This is a genomic window from Duganella paludis (assembly GCF_054461335.1).
The window spans coordinates 6,210,241-6,223,740 of the sequence record NZ_CM136922.1 but is presented as its reverse complement, the minus strand read 5'-3'; the positions used below and the strand labels follow the sequence as shown (position 1 = coordinate 6,223,740).

Here is a 13,500-nt window from a genome sequence, read left to right as displayed (position 1 = left end):
GCGAAGGCGGGAACCCATACCGAGTGGCTTGCCCGGCGAATCATGGATTCCCGCCTTTGCGGGAAGTCATTTCGCCCAATGGGCGGAATGACGTTTTTTATTCCGGGCTGTCGACCTGATAGCCCTTGTTCTTGAGCGCCGCCAGATAGTTTTCCGGACCGAAGATATTGGTCAGGCGCAGCGTGGCGAAGCTGCTGGCGTTGGCGTCCAGCGCCTTCTCGGCGGCGGCCAGCCAGGCCTCGCGGATGCGCTCCTTGACATTCTGGAAGCCCGGTGCGGTCTTGACGAAGTCGGCATTGCGCATGGCGTCCCCGCATTCCTGCTCCTGATCGGGATAGCTGAGCTTGCGGATCGCGTCCAGGTCACCCTTGGCCCAGGCGTTGGCGCGCACACGCATGGCGCCGATGTCGCTTTCCAGCCGTGACAGTGTCTTGTCCAGGCAGGCGGCGTCGGCAATCTGCGACTTCTTGAAGTCTTTCACCATCTTGCTGGCGTTGTCGATCTCCAACTTGACGGCGGTCTCGGTCAGCTTGATCTTGCGCTCCTTGGCGATGGCGAACAGTTTCTTTTCCACTTCGTAGCCTTTGGACAGGCCGGCCTGCTTCAAGCCGGCTTCGTACAGCGCTTCGGCGGCGAAGATCGGCCGTTCGCGTTCGATGTCGTCGTTTTCGCCGAGGTATTTGGTTTTCAGCGGTTGCCAGCGAGTGTACACATCGGCTGGCAGCACGTCGCGCAAGCTGGCGCCATCGGGATTTTTCTTCAGGCCGATCAGGCTGGGCAGCAGCGTCAGGCCACGAAAGAAGCCGACACTGGCGTGGGCGCCCGGCGGCGACAGGTATTCCTGCGTCTGCGCCAGGATGCGCTCCACTTCCTGCGAGCGCCATTCCATTTTCTGCGGCAGCGGCGAGTAGGTGCCGAACACCCACAACACATGGTCGCCCTTGCTGACCTTCCACAGGCCAGGGCCGGGACGCTGGCCTACCAGCAGGATGGTTTCCGGCACGGCTTCCTCGGTCGCAGGCGCGTCGGCGGGCGGCGCCTCGGTCTGGGCGAATGCGGAAGTCAGGTGAAGCGTCAGGCAAAGTGCGGACAGCAGGCGTATGCGCATGATTTAGAAGCCGACCAGACCGGCGGAAAGATAGTGGCTGATGATGTACCAGGAGGCGAAATACAAGCCGCACAGGCCGAAGGAAGACAGAATGGCGGCGCGCGGCGAGCTGTGGCTCTGCAAGATGTTCAAAATTGTTCGCATGGTGTGCTCTCCGGGCCGCTGAAAAACCTGACTGTACGTCGGCAGTTGCCGCCTGGACAAGCCGGGAATCCAGGGTAGCGGATTCCGGCACTACGGGTATCGTCTGGCTCGACTATTATCAGGAAGGCATGGCCGCGCGCAGCTCGGCTTCGGCGGCGCTGCCCAGCGCCTGTGGATCGATGCCGATGGCCTTGAAGGCGCGGCCGGCGGCACTGTGCGCCATCGATGCGGTGGCCAGCAACACATGCGCACCGCACAACGGTGCTGGCAAACGGCGCTGCAACTCGGGCAGGCTTTGCATCAGCGCCTGGCCGGAAGATTGGGCATCGAACAGTATGGCCGGCTTCGCTGGCGGCATGGCGTCACTGTCGCCCGGCCAGGCGCTGGTCGAGGCGGCGCCCGGCCCGGTTGCCTCCGCTGCGGCGGCCGCCAGCGCGGCAGCATCGTGTAGCCCGATCGCCCCGAGCGCGGCGGCGTGGCGATTGCTGAGCGCGGCGCGATAGGCTTCGGGATCAGCGCCGATGCGCGCGAATACGCGGCGCGCGCTGCCATCCGGCAAATCGAGCGCAGCCAATGTGTAGTGCTCAGCGCCCGGGTGCTGCCGCCCTTCCTGCAAGGCGCGCTTTTCCGCATCCAGCGACAGGGCCATGATGGTGCGCGTGTCTTGCCAGCGCTGCTTGAGTTTTGCAAACATCGTTCATCTCCGGTCAGCCGCGCGCCAGATTCGCTGCATGCTTTTTGTGGGCGGCCTGCTTGCTGACGCCAAGCGCTTCAGCGATCTGGGCCCAGGTCCAGCCGTCGTCCAGCGCCCGCCTGACGGCCTTGCGCTCGATCTGGTCGGCCAGATCGCGCAAGGCCAGCGCCGCCGCCATGGCGTCGCCGGGTTCGTCAGGAATCGTCAGTTGATGGAGAGCGGTCATGCGTCAACTTTAATTGACGAACACCGGACTGTCAACTTAAATTGACGGACCAAAGCCACCACCGCCCGGCGTCTCGATGATGAACACATCGCCAGGTTGCATATCGGTCTTGCCGATGTGGCCCAGTACCTCGACGCTACCGTCCGCGCGCTGCACACTGTTGCGGCCCAGCGCCCCCGGCTCGCCGCCGGCCATGCCGAACGGCGCATGGATGCGGTTGTTGGACAGGATGGCCGCCGTCATCGGCTCCAGGAAACGCACCTTGCGCACGCCGCCATTGCCGCCGTGCCAGCGCCCGGCGCCGCCGCTGCCCTGCCGGATCTCGTAGCTGTCGAGCCGCACCGGGAAGCGGAATTCCAGGATCTCGGGATCGGTCAGGCGCGAGTTGGTCATATTGGTCTGCACCACGCTCGTGCCGTCGAAGCCCTCGCCGGCGCCGGAGCCGCCGCTGATGGTTTCGTAGTACTGATATTTCTCGTTGCCGAAGGTGAAGTTGTTCATGGTGCCCTGCGCCGCCGCCATCACGCCTAGCGCGCCGAACAGCGCGTTGGTGATGCAGGTGGACGTCTCCACATTGCCGGAAACGACCGAGGCCGGATACACGGGATTCAACATCGAGCCCTGCGGGATGATCACCTTCAGCGGCTTGAGGCAGCCGGCGTTGAGCGGGATCTCGTCGTCCACCAACGTGCGGAACACGTACAGCACGGCCGCCATGCACACGGCCGACGGCGCGTTGAAGTTGTTCTCCAGCTGCGCCGAGGTGCCGCTGAAGTCGATCTCCGCGCTGCGCGCCGCCTGGTCCACGCGTACCGCTACCTGGATCTGCGCGCCGTTATCGAGCGGCAGCGTGAAGGCGCCGTCCTTCAGTGCCGAGATCACGCGGCGCACCGCTTCCTCGGCGTTGTCCTGCACGTGGCCCATGTAGGCCTGCACCACTTCCAGGCCGAAGTGCGCCACCATCTTGCGCAGTTCATCCACGCCCTTCTGGTTGGCGGCGACCTGCGCGCGCAGATCGGCCATGTTCTGGTCGGGATTGCGGGCCGGATGGCGTGCGCTCGCCAGCAGCACGCGCGTCTCCGCCTCCAACAGCCGACCGCCATCGACCAGCTTGAAGTTGTTGATCAGCACGCCCTCTTCTTCGATCACGCGCGAATCCGGCGGCATCGAGCCTGGCGTGGTGCCGCCGATGTCGGCGTGGTGGCCGCGCGAGCCGACGTAGAACAGGATGCGTTGATCGGCTTCGTCGAACACCGGCGTAATCACCGTCACGTCCGGCAAGTGCGTGCCGCCGTTGTAGGGATCGTTGAGCATGAAGACATCACCTGGGCGCATGCGGCCGGCGTTCTCGCGCATCACGGTCTTGATACTCTCACCCATGGAGCCCAGGTGCACCGGCATGTGCGGCGCGTTGGCGATCAGGTTGCCGTCGGCGTCGAAGATGGCGCAGCTGAAGTCCAGCCGTTCCTTGATATTGACCGAATACGCCGTGTTCTGCAGCCGCAGCCCCATTTGCTCGGCGATCGACATGAACAGGTTGTTGAAGATCTCCAGCATCACCGGATCGGCCGTGGTGCCGATGGCACGCCGTTCCGGCAGCGCGGCCAAGCGTTTCAGCACCAGGTGGTCGTGCAGCGAGACCTCGGCCTGCCAGCCGGTTTCCACGATGGTGGTGGCGTTGGCTTCGGCGATGATGGCCGGACCTTTGATCACATCGCCGATGCGCGTGGTTGAGCGCTGGTACAAGCCGGTCTGGCGCCACGTGCCACCGGTGTACATCGGCACCACCGCGTGCGGCATCAGGCCTGAGACGCGGCGCGCGGCCGGCACCACCGATTCGGCCGGCGCATCGGACTTGCCCACCGCCTCCACCGACACCGCCTCCACGATCAGCGCGCGCGACTGCATCAGGAAGGAATAGCGCTTGCGGTAGGCGGCTTCGAACTGGTCCTGCATGCTCTCGACCGTATCGAACAGCACGATCAGCGCGGTGTCCGTGCCTTCGTAGCGCAGGTGCACGCGGCGGATCAGCGTGATGCGCTGGTCTTCCACCTGTTGGTGATGCAGGTCGGCGCGCGCCTGGCGGCCCAGCGCGTGCAGGCGAGCTTCCAGGTCGGCGTGGGCGGCGGCGTTCAGACGGATCTCGACCGCCGCTTCACGCATCGCCGTCTGGTCGGCCAGACCCATGCCGTAGGCCGACATCACGCCGGCCAGCGAATGGACGAACACCGTCTTCATGCCCAGCGCATCGGCCACCAGGCAGGCGTGCTGGCCGCCGGCGCCGCCAAAGCTGGTGAGCGCGTATTCGGTGACGTCATGGCCGCGCTGCACGGAAATCTGCTTGATGGCGTTGGCCATATTGCCGACCGCGATATCGAGGAAGCCTTCGGCCACCTGCTCCGGCGCGGTTTCCTTGCCGGTGGCGGCGGCGATCTGCTCGGCCATCTCGGTAAAGCGATCGCGCACCGTGGCCGCGTCCAGCGCCTGCTTGCCGTCCGCGCCGAACAGCTGCGGGAAGTGGGCGGGCTGGATCTTGCCCAGCATGACGTTGCAGTCGGTGACCGCCAACGGTCCGCCGCGCCGGTAGCTGGCCGGGCCGGGATTGGCGCCCGCGCTGTCCGGGCCGACGCGATAACGGCTGCCGTCGAAATGCAGCACCGAACCGCCGCCCGCCGCCACCGTGTGGATGCTCATCATCGGCGCGCGCATGCGCACGCCGGCCACCTGCGTTTCAAACACGCGCTCGAATTCGCCCGAGTAGTGCGACACGTCGGTCGAGGTGCCGCCCATGTCGAAGCCGATCACCTTTTCAAAGCCGGCCAGCTTGCTGGCGCGGACCATGCCGACGATGCCGCCGGCCGGGCCGCTGAGGATGGAGTCCTTGCCCTGGAAGGCGCGCGCATCGGTCAGGCCGCCGTTGGACTGCATGAACTGCAGGTTCACACCCGGCAGCTCGTGCGCCACCTGGTCGACATAGCGGCGCAGGATCGGCGACAGGTAGGCATCGACCACGGTGGTGTCGCCGCGCGCCACCAGCTTCATCATCGGGCTGATTTCGTGCGACACCGACACCTGCGTGAAACCCATCTCGCGCGCCAGGTCGGCCACGCGGCTTTCGTGCGCATGATAGCGGTAGCCATGCATGAACACCACCGCCAGCGAGCGCAGCCCCATGTCGTAGGCTTGCGCCAGGCCGGCGCGCGCGGCCGTCAGGTCGAGCGCCGTCACGGTATCGCCGTGCGCGCCGACGCGCTCGTCGATCTCGATCACGTGGCTGTACAACAGCTCGGGCAGCACGATGTGGCGGTCGAACAGGCGCGGACGGTTCTGGTAGGCGATGCGCAGCGCGTCGCGGAAGCCGCGCGTGATGGCCAGCGCGGTCGGCTCGCCCTTGCGTTCAAGCAGCGCGTTGGTGGCCACCGTGGTGCCCATCTTGACGGCGCCAATTTGCGCCACCGGAATCGGCTTGCCCTTGGCCACGCCCATCAGTTGGCGGATGCCGGCGATGGCCGCATCGGCGTAGTGCTCCGGATTCTCGGACAGCAGCTTGAGCGTGCGTAGCCGGCCGTCGGGCGCGCGCGCCACGATGTCGGTGAACGTACCGCCGCGGTCTATCCAGAATTGCCAATCCATGCCGTGCCTCGCCTCGTTGTGATGCGTCTATTGTAGTGCCGCCGACGGCCCGCACACCAGCGGTGCACGCAGAAATATCGATGATAAAATAGCACCATGAATCCCCTCTACTCCGTCGCCGAGATCCGCGCCATCGAGCGCGCCGCAGCCGCCGTGCTGCCACCGGGTGCGCTGATGCAGCGCGCCGGCCAGGCCGCAGCCAACGCCGCGCTCGACCTGCTGCCCTTCGCCACCACGCAGGCGCGCGTGCTGGTGCTGGCCGGGCCGGGCGACAACGGCGGCGACGCGCTGGAGGCGGCGGCTCACATCTCGTACACCGGCGCGCACGTCACGCTGGTTCACTTCGCGCCGACCGGCGCAGCTTCGCCCGAGCGCGAGGCGGCGCTGCAGCGCGCCAAGGTCAGCGACGCCCGCTTCCGCGAATGGGGTGACGCCGACATCGGCGGCGCGGAATGGCATCTGGTGGTGGACGGCCTGTTCGGCATCGGCCTGAAGCGCCCGCTTGACGGCGAATTCCGCGCGCTGGCGGAAGCCATCAACCAGCTGCGCTGCAACGTGCTGGCGCTGGACGTCCCCAGCGGGATGGACGCGGACAGCGGCGCCGTGGTTGGGCCGGACGGGATCGCCATCCACGCCACGCACACGCTCACCTTCATCGGCAACAAGCCGGGCCTGCACACCTGCGACGGCCGCGACTACGCGGGGCTGGTGGACGTGGCGCGGCTAGACGTCGACGCCGGCCACTACGCGCCATCTCAGCTGCATTTGAACGACGTTAAATTCTTTGCACGCCATCTGCGCGCGCGGCGTCACAACTCGCACAAGGGCAGTTACGGCAACGTGGCGGTGATCGGCGGCGCGCGCGGCATGAGCGGCGCGCCCATCCTGGCGGCGCGGGCTGCGCTCAACAGCGGCGCCGGGCGGGTCTACGCGTTGTTTCCGGAAGAAGCGCTGGCCAGCGATCCCGGCCAGCCGGAATTGATGTGCCGCAGCGCCGGCGACTTCGACCTCAGCCTGGCGACGCTGGTCATCGGTCCCGGCCTGGGCAACTCGGCGGCAGCACACGAATTGCTGGCGCGCGCCATCGGCTGCGGCAGCGCGCTGCTGGCCGACGCCGACGCCCTCAACCTGCTGGCGGCCAATCCGTCCCTGCAAACGGCGTTGGCGCAGCGGCCGGCGGCGGTGGTGCTGACACCGCATCCGCTGGAAGCGGCACGCCTGCTGGGCACGACGATAGGCGCGGTGCAGGCCGACCGCCTGGCCGCCGCGCGCACGCTGGCGAAGCGGCTGCACGCTGTGGTCATCTTGAAGGGATCGGGAACGGTCATAGCCGCGCCGAGTGGCGACGCGGTCATCAACACCACCGGCAATCCGGCGCTGGCCACGGCCGGCACGGGCGACGTGCTGGCGGGCCTATGCGGCGCGCTGCTGGCGCAAGGCTGGCCACAGTGGGAAGCGGCGCTGGCGGCGGTCTGGCTGCACGGCATGGCGGCCGATGTACTGGTGACCGAAGGCGCCGGCCCGATCGGCCTCACCGCCGCCGAACTCATCCCCGCGATCCGCGTGGCCCTGAACCGCATGGTCCAACACCACACCCGCTAAAACTTCGGGGTCAGGTCCTCCATTGCTACACGGGCTGTACCGTAGCGGTCGCTACGGTACAGCCCGTGTAGCAATGGAGGACCTGACCCCGGATTTAGATGAGGCGGCCGGCGGCGATGGTGATGGTGCGGCGGCAGCGGGCGGCCATGGCTTGATCGTGGGTGACCAGGACCAGCGTCGAGCCGTGTTGGCGGTTGAGCTCGAACATGAGCTGGATCACCGCTTCGCCGGTGGCGGCGTCCAGGCTGCCGGTCGGCTCGTCGGCAAACAGCAGCGGCGGCTCGGTGACAAAGGCGCGCGCCAGCGCGACGCGTTGCTGCTCGCCGCCCGATAGATATTTCGGATAATGTTTCAGGCGACTCGACAGGCCGACCCGCGCCAGCATCGCTTCGGCCCGCTCACGCGCTTGCGCCACGCCGGCCAGTTCCAGCGGCAGCATGACGTTTTCCAGCGCCGTCAGGTGCGCCAGCAGCTGGAAGGACTGGAACACAAAGCCCAGCTTTGCCATGCGCAGCGCCGCCCGGCCATCCTCGTCCAAGGCGTAAATATCGACGCCGTCGAGCACCACGGTGCCGGCACTGGGCGTGTCCAGCCCGGCCAACAAGCCCAGCAGCGTCGACTTGCCCGAACCCGAGGCGCCAACTATCGCCAGCGTCTCGGCCTTTTGCACGGTAAAATCCACCTCGTGCAAAATCGTCAGTTCGCCGCTGGCGTCGGCAACGCGCTTGGCCAGACCACTGACCACGATCGCCGATTGCGCCGCCACCGCCGCCGGCGTAGCCGCCGGGGACGCTAACGCCGGACCATCCGGGATGAAATGTGTTGATGCATTAGGGAAATCTGGCATGCTGAGTCTATTAAATCGTTTATCGGGTAAGGCCCTGGCCGCCCTGCTCCTGCTGTCGGCAGCGGCGAGCGCCTATTCTGCACCAAAAACCGTGCTTGTGCTCGGAGATAGTTTGTCGGCCGAATATGGCCTGGCGCGCGGCACCGGCTGGGTCGCACTGGCCGAGCGCAAACTCAAGCAAAACAATATCGATGCGGTGCTGGTGAACGCCAGCGTCAGCGGCGAGACCACCAGCGGCGGCCGCACGCGCCTGCCCGCCTTGCTGAGCAAGTACAAGCCCGACCTGGTGGTGATCGAACTGGGCGCCAACGACGGCCTGCGCGGCCTGCCGGTGGCCGCCGCCCACTCCAATCTGCGCGCCATGAGCGACGCCGCAGCCAAGGCCGACGCCAAGGTGATGCTGATCGGCATGCGCATGCCACCCAACTACGGCCGCGACTACGCCGACAAGTTCTTCGCCATGTATGGCACGTTGAGCAAGGACATCAAGGCGCCACTGGTGCCCTTCATGCTGGACGGCGTGGCCGACCAGCCGCAGCTGTTCCAGCCCGACCGCCTGCACCCGCTGGCCGAGGCGCATTCCATCATTCTTGCCAATATCTGGCCCACCCTGCAAAAAACCATCAAGGCCAAATGAAGTACCCTGAAATACTGAGCATCGACCAGGTGCTCGCGCAGCTCGATACCTTTGACGCCATCATCGACGCCCGCAGTCCGGGCGAGTTCGCGCTCGATCACCTGCCCGGCGCCATCAACGCGCCGGTGCTCGATGACGAGCAGCGCATCCGAGTCGGCACCATGTACAAGCAGATCGGCTCGTTCGAGGCCAAGAAGCTGGGCGCGGCGCTGGTCGCCCGCAATATCGCGCATTACGTGGAAACGCTGTGGATAGACAAGCCGCGCGAGTGGCGCCCGCTGGTCTACTGCTGGCGCGGCGGCAACCGCAGCGGTTCGATGGCGCATATCCTGGCCAAGATCGGCTGGCCGGTGGTGCAGCTGGACGGCGGCTACAAGGCCTTCCGCCAGCACGTCAACGCGGCGCTGGAACATGCGCCGCAACTGAATTTTAAAGTGGTGTGCGGCACCACCGGCAGCGGCAAGAGCCGCCTGCTGGAGGTGCTGGCCGCGCAAGGCGCGCAAGTGCTGGACCTGGAGCTGCTGGCCGCGCATCGGGGCTCGGTGCTGGGCCACCTGCCCAGCCAGCCGCAGCCGAGCCAGAAGGCCTTTGAGACCATGGCGTGGGACGTGCTGCGCCGCTTCGATCCGGCGCGGCCGGTGTTTGTGGAGGCGGAAAGCAAAAAGGTCGGCAACGTGCGCGTGCCGGCGGCGCTGATGGAAACCATGCGCGGCGCGGACTGCATCGCGCTGACGCTGTCGCGCCAGGACCGCGTGCGCCTGCTGATGGAGGACTACCAGCATTTCCTGGTCAGCCCGGAGTCGCTGAATACGCAGCTGGAGCACCTGACCCAGCTGCACGGCAAGGAAAAGATCGCGCACTGGCAAGCCATGTCGCAAGCCGGCCGCATGCCCGAGCTGGTCGATGAACTGCTGGCCCAGCACTACGATCCCGCCTATCTGCGCTCGATCGACCGCAACTTCGTCCGCTACGGCCAGGCGCTGCCGCTGCATCTGGACGATATCGACGCCGAGGCCTTCGCGACCGCCGCGCGACAACTGCTCGCCATGTAAAAAAGGCCGCTCGATGTGAGCGGCCTTTCTTTTATTTCACTTCAGTCACGGTTGCGCTGGCAATCGGCTTGAGGATCTTCACCTTGGCTTTTTGCTTGAGCAGCTCAAGGTACTGAGCCATCTCCTGCTGCGCCACGATGGTGCCGATCTGTTCGGCTTCCTGCTTGCGCTGTGCTTCATCCAGCTGGGCTGGCTGCTGCACCTTGCCGATGCGGTACAGGCCGTAACCCATGCCCGGCACGTCGACACCGACGTAGGCCGGCAGCTTGCTGACGTCGGCCTTCATGATCGACTGCATGGCCAGGCCGTTGATGCCTTCAACCTTGGCGCGCGACACCAGCTTGGCGGCGCCGAAGCCGGTTGCATCGCCCGATTTCTTGAACGCAGCCAGCTTCTCTTCACCAGCCTTGGCGGCCAGCTTGGCCGCTTCTTCGATGGTCACGCGCTGACGGATCTGCGCATCGACTTCAGCCAGCGGACGCTTGCTGGCAGGCTTGAACTCGACGATGCGGCCGGCCACCAGGGTGCTCGGCGCGGTTTCCACCGCTTCAGTGTTGCGCTTGTTGCTCAGCGACTCATTCGAGAACAGCGCGGCCAGGAACTTGGCGTTGTTGTACGGCGCGGCGGCAGCCATCGGCGAAGGATTGCGCGAAACGCCAGCGGCGGTTTCGATCTTCAGGCCCAGCTTGTCGGCCACCGGCTTCAGGCTGTCAGCCTGTTCGTAGACGGTGTTGGTGAAGGCTTCGGCCATTTCCGCATACTTTTTCGAGGCTTTCTGCTTTTTCAGCAGGTCGGCCACGTCGGCTTTCACCAGTTCCAGTGGTTTGACCACGGCTGGCTTGAGTTCGGTCACGGTCAGCACGTGGAAACCGAATTCCGACTGGACTGGATCGCTGATCTCGCCCTGCTTGAGCTTGGCGATGGCGTTTTCGACCGGCGCGACCAGCGTGCCTTTTTCGATCACGCCCAGATCGCCGCCCTGCTCGGCCGAACCAGGATCTTCCGACTTGGCCTTGGCGACCTTGGCGAAATCGGCAGGCGTCTTGCGCAGCTCGGCGACAATGGCGTCGGCCTTGGCCTTGGCGGCGGCGGTGTCAGCCGAGCTCGCGCCTTTTTTCACGGTGATCAGCACGTGGCTGGCGCGGCGGCTTTCCGGCGTGGTGAACTGGGCCGAGTTCTTGGCGTAGTAGTCCGACACTTCGGCGTCGGTCACGCTGACCTGGCTGGCCACGACGTCGGCGTTGAAGACCACGTATTCGATCTTGGCCTGCTCCGGCACTTCGAAGAACTTGGCGTTCTTGTCGTAGAAGGCTTTGACCATCTCGTCGGTGACTTTGACCTGCGGCACGAACTCGCTGACCGGCAGCAGCAGTTCCTGCACTTCGCGTTCCTGCGCGGCGATGTCCGACAGCGTCTTGGCGACGGTGCGCGGCGCGAAGCCGGTGCCTTCGACGGCGGTGGCCAGCTGTTGCAGCACCAGTTCACGGCGCATGCGGGCGTCGTAATCGGTCGGACGCATGCCTTGGGCGGCCAGCGCCTGCTTGTAGTTGTCCATATTGAAACCGGCCGGGCCGCCGAACTGGTCGACGATGACCTTCTGCAGCTGGGCATCGGAGACGCTCAGGTTGGCGTGGACGACCTCGGCGGCGATCGCGCGCTGCGCGATCAGCTGGTCCAGCACGTTTTGCTTGAACTCGGGCGTGTCGAACATTTTCTGGTCGAACTGCGCGCCCAGGCGCTGGCGATAGCTGTCGAGTTGATTACGGACGGCGTTGTCGAATTCCAGCTGGGTCAGCGGCTTGCCGTCGATCTTGGCGATGGTACCGGCGTCGTCGCCGAAGCTCTTGTAACTGCCGATACCGACAAATGCAAACGATGGCACGATGATGATGGCCAGGAAAATCTGCATCAAGCGTTGGTGGGTACGAATAAATTCAAACATGGTCTGCCAATTCGGATTGATGGGGCTTGCACATACAAAAAAGGCGAACTCGCGTTCGCCAATTCCGGTTGCCGGATTTTACAGTGCACACCCCGTCATAGCAAGGGCCATCCTTGGCAAAACGGCCATGTTGCAGATCAGCCGTTGCGACGACGGCGCGCAACCGCGCCCATCAAGCCCAGGCCGGCCAACAGCATGGCGTAGGTAGTCGGTTCCGGCACGGCGGTCACCGATACATTGTCCAGCAGACCGCCAACGTAATCGCCGCCGCTGTTCTTGAAACTCAGGCTAAACGCACTGTTGGTGACAGCAGTGAAGGTCAGGGTGTGGCTGCCGAATGCGTCGCCGCTGGACAGCGTGTAGCTGCCGCTCGCGGAGCCAAAGTTGACTGCCACGGTATCGTCCCCATAGCCGCGGTGATTGCCGGCCAGCTGGAAGGTGGCGGTATAGGTCGTGCCTGCAGTGGCAACAAAACTCTTGCTGAACAGGCCGGTGGCACCGTTCGAGCCATCCAGGTCGATGTAGTGGCCGTTTAGCGGGAAGACGTCGTACAGGCCGGGGCCAATGGTGTCGACCGTGCCGCCGCCGGAAACCGTCCAGCCGCCCAGGAAGCTGGTGGAGTTGAGCGCCAGCACGTCGTTGTCGAAGTTATCCGAGAATATGGTGGCGGCTTGCGCCGACGAAGCACACAGCAGGGCTGCGGCGATTGCGATTTGTTTGACGAACATGATCCCCCCTTTTTTTATTTACCTAGGAACAACTGAATTGCCATCTTAGCAGCATTTGTTGCCTAGTGTGATTGATTTTTCCTTCCGGAACACGCTCATCAATAAATGTTGCCGTAGGTGATATATTTTTGAATCTCGGGCGATATAAACGAAAAACCCCGCAGCTTTATGCAAGCTGCGGGGTTTTATATTCTGGCGGAGCGGACGGGACTCGAACCCGCGACCCCCGGCGTGACAGGCCGGTATTCTAACCAACTGAACTACCGCTCCTAAACGGTATTGCTACTACGTCGTTTTGTATTTTGTTGGCGGAGCGGACGGGACTCGAACCCGCGACCCCCGGCGTGACAGGCCGGTATTCTAACCAACTGAACTACCGCTCCAGCAAAATACAAGGTGCTACATTTTACTTTAATACTTACTGTTTGGCAAACATGTTTTTTCAAACATCTTGGTGGGCGGTGAGAGGCTCGAACTCCCGACCTAAGCCTTGTAAGGGCTCCGCTCTACCAACTGAGCTAACCGCCCGTTTGCCGCGATGAGCAGCTGAATTACCTGTGCTGCTCGCCGAAGTCCGTTAGTTTACAGCATCTTTCAAAGCTTTACCAGCTTTAAATTTAGGAACCTTGGCTGCTTCAATAACGATCTCTTCTTTGGTGCGCGGATTGCGGCCGGTACGGGCAGCGCGTTCGCTCACGGTGAAGGTGCCGAAGCCGACCAGGGTCACGCTGTCGTTTTTCTGCAGGGTGGTGGTGACGCCGTCGATTACTGCGTCCAGCGCACGGGCAGCAGCCGCTTTCGAAATATCAGCGGTGGTGGCGATATGGTCGATCAATTCAGTCTTATTCAAAGCAATTCCCCGTCACATAGGTTATATCGTTGTTTCC

At 64.4% G+C, this 13,500-nt stretch carries 12 protein-coding genes and 3 tRNA genes; 3 read left to right on the top strand and 12 right to left on the bottom strand.

Annotated elements, in window-relative coordinates:
• Nucleotides 1–97: 97 nt before the first annotated feature.
• The 5 genes from ACXZ1M_RS27445 to ACXZ1M_RS27425 all read right to left on the bottom strand — a co-directional run bounded on the left by ACXZ1M_RS27445 (nucleotide 98) and on the right by ACXZ1M_RS27425 (nucleotide 5,805).
• On the bottom strand, nucleotides 98–1,108 hold the full coding sequence (locus ACXZ1M_RS27445; RefSeq protein WP_459050755.1) for a TraB/GumN family protein: 1,011 nt from the start codon (nucleotides 1,106–1,108) through the stop codon (nucleotides 98–100).
• Between the two features lie 3 nt (nucleotides 1,109–1,111).
• Entirely contained in the window at nucleotides 1,112–1,252 is a 141-nt protein-coding gene (locus ACXZ1M_RS27440; protein ID WP_459050754.1) for a hypothetical protein, read from the bottom strand.
• Nucleotides 1,253–1,370: 118 nt separating this feature from the next.
• Nucleotides 1,371–1,946 carry a Clp protease N-terminal domain-containing protein gene (locus ACXZ1M_RS27435; RefSeq protein ID WP_459050753.1) on the bottom strand — a complete coding sequence of 192 codons (576 nt, stop codon included), beginning with the start codon at nucleotides 1,944–1,946 and terminating at the stop codon, nucleotides 1,371–1,373.
• A gap of 13 nt (nucleotides 1,947–1,959) precedes the next feature.
• Complete coding sequence (locus ACXZ1M_RS27430) at nucleotides 1,960–2,172, bottom strand: helix-turn-helix domain-containing protein (RefSeq protein WP_373986818.1); 213 nt, start codon at nucleotides 2,170–2,172, stop codon at nucleotides 1,960–1,962.
• Nucleotides 2,173–2,208: 36 nt separating this feature from the next.
• Nucleotides 2,209–5,805 (bottom strand): hydantoinase B/oxoprolinase family protein, encoded by a 3,597-nt coding sequence (locus ACXZ1M_RS27425; protein WP_459050752.1) that lies wholly within the window; start codon nucleotides 5,803–5,805, stop codon nucleotides 2,209–2,211.
• A gap of 96 nt (nucleotides 5,806–5,901) precedes the next feature.
• Between ACXZ1M_RS27425 and ACXZ1M_RS27420 the strand changes: the two genes are divergently transcribed.
• Nucleotides 5,902–7,407, top strand: coding sequence for an NAD(P)H-hydrate dehydratase (locus ACXZ1M_RS27420; RefSeq protein ID WP_459050751.1), 1,506 nt, complete (start codon nucleotides 5,902–5,904; stop codon nucleotides 7,405–7,407).
• Nucleotides 7,408–7,501: 94 nt separating this feature from the next.
• Here ACXZ1M_RS27420 and ACXZ1M_RS27415 read toward each other — a convergent pair whose 3' ends face one another.
• The gene (locus ACXZ1M_RS27415) at nucleotides 7,502–8,254 is read right to left on the bottom strand and encodes an ABC transporter ATP-binding protein (RefSeq protein ID WP_459050750.1); all 753 of its coding nucleotides are present in this window, start codon (nucleotides 8,252–8,254) and stop codon (nucleotides 7,502–7,504) included.
• On the opposite strand from ACXZ1M_RS27415, the gene ACXZ1M_RS27410 reads away from it, so the two are divergent.
• Both ACXZ1M_RS27410 and mnmH read left to right on the top strand, forming a co-directional pair.
• Entirely contained in the window at nucleotides 8,253–8,891 is a 639-nt protein-coding gene (locus tag ACXZ1M_RS27410; protein WP_459050749.1) for an arylesterase, read from the top strand. The two genes, ACXZ1M_RS27415 and ACXZ1M_RS27410, sit on opposite strands and share 2 nt — an antisense overlap.
• A complete protein-coding gene (gene mnmH, locus ACXZ1M_RS27405; RefSeq protein ID WP_459050748.1) occupies nucleotides 8,888–9,943 on the top strand; it encodes a tRNA 2-selenouridine(34) synthase MnmH in 1,056 nt (351 codons plus the stop codon). The genes ACXZ1M_RS27410 and mnmH overlap by 4 nt, the downstream gene beginning before the upstream one ends.
• Before the next feature lie 31 nt (nucleotides 9,944–9,974).
• Here mnmH and ACXZ1M_RS27400 read toward each other — a convergent pair whose 3' ends face one another.
• The 6 genes from ACXZ1M_RS27400 to ACXZ1M_RS27375 all read right to left on the bottom strand — a co-directional run bounded on the left by ACXZ1M_RS27400 (nucleotide 9,975) and on the right by ACXZ1M_RS27375 (nucleotide 13,463).
• Complete coding sequence (locus ACXZ1M_RS27400) at nucleotides 9,975–11,885, bottom strand: SurA N-terminal domain-containing protein (protein ID WP_459050747.1); 1,911 nt, start codon at nucleotides 11,883–11,885, stop codon at nucleotides 9,975–9,977.
• Between the two features lie 137 nt (nucleotides 11,886–12,022).
• Nucleotides 12,023–12,613 (bottom strand): PEP-CTERM sorting domain-containing protein, encoded by a 591-nt coding sequence (locus ACXZ1M_RS27395; RefSeq protein ID WP_459050746.1) that lies wholly within the window; start codon nucleotides 12,611–12,613, stop codon nucleotides 12,023–12,025.
• Between the two features lie 193 nt (nucleotides 12,614–12,806).
• Nucleotides 12,807–12,883 (bottom strand) — tRNA-Asp (locus tag ACXZ1M_RS27390).
• Between the two features lie 36 nt (nucleotides 12,884–12,919).
• Nucleotides 12,920–12,996 (bottom strand) — tRNA-Asp (locus ACXZ1M_RS27385).
• 69 nt (nucleotides 12,997–13,065) lie between these two features.
• A tRNA-Val gene (locus ACXZ1M_RS27380) sits at nucleotides 13,066–13,141 on the bottom strand.
• A 49-nt stretch (nucleotides 13,142–13,190) separates the two neighbouring features.
• Nucleotides 13,191–13,463: an HU family DNA-binding protein gene (locus ACXZ1M_RS27375; RefSeq protein WP_373986811.1), complete on the bottom strand. Its 273-nt coding sequence runs from the start codon at nucleotides 13,461–13,463 to the stop codon at nucleotides 13,191–13,193.
• Nucleotides 13,464–13,500: the final 37 nt, after the last annotated feature.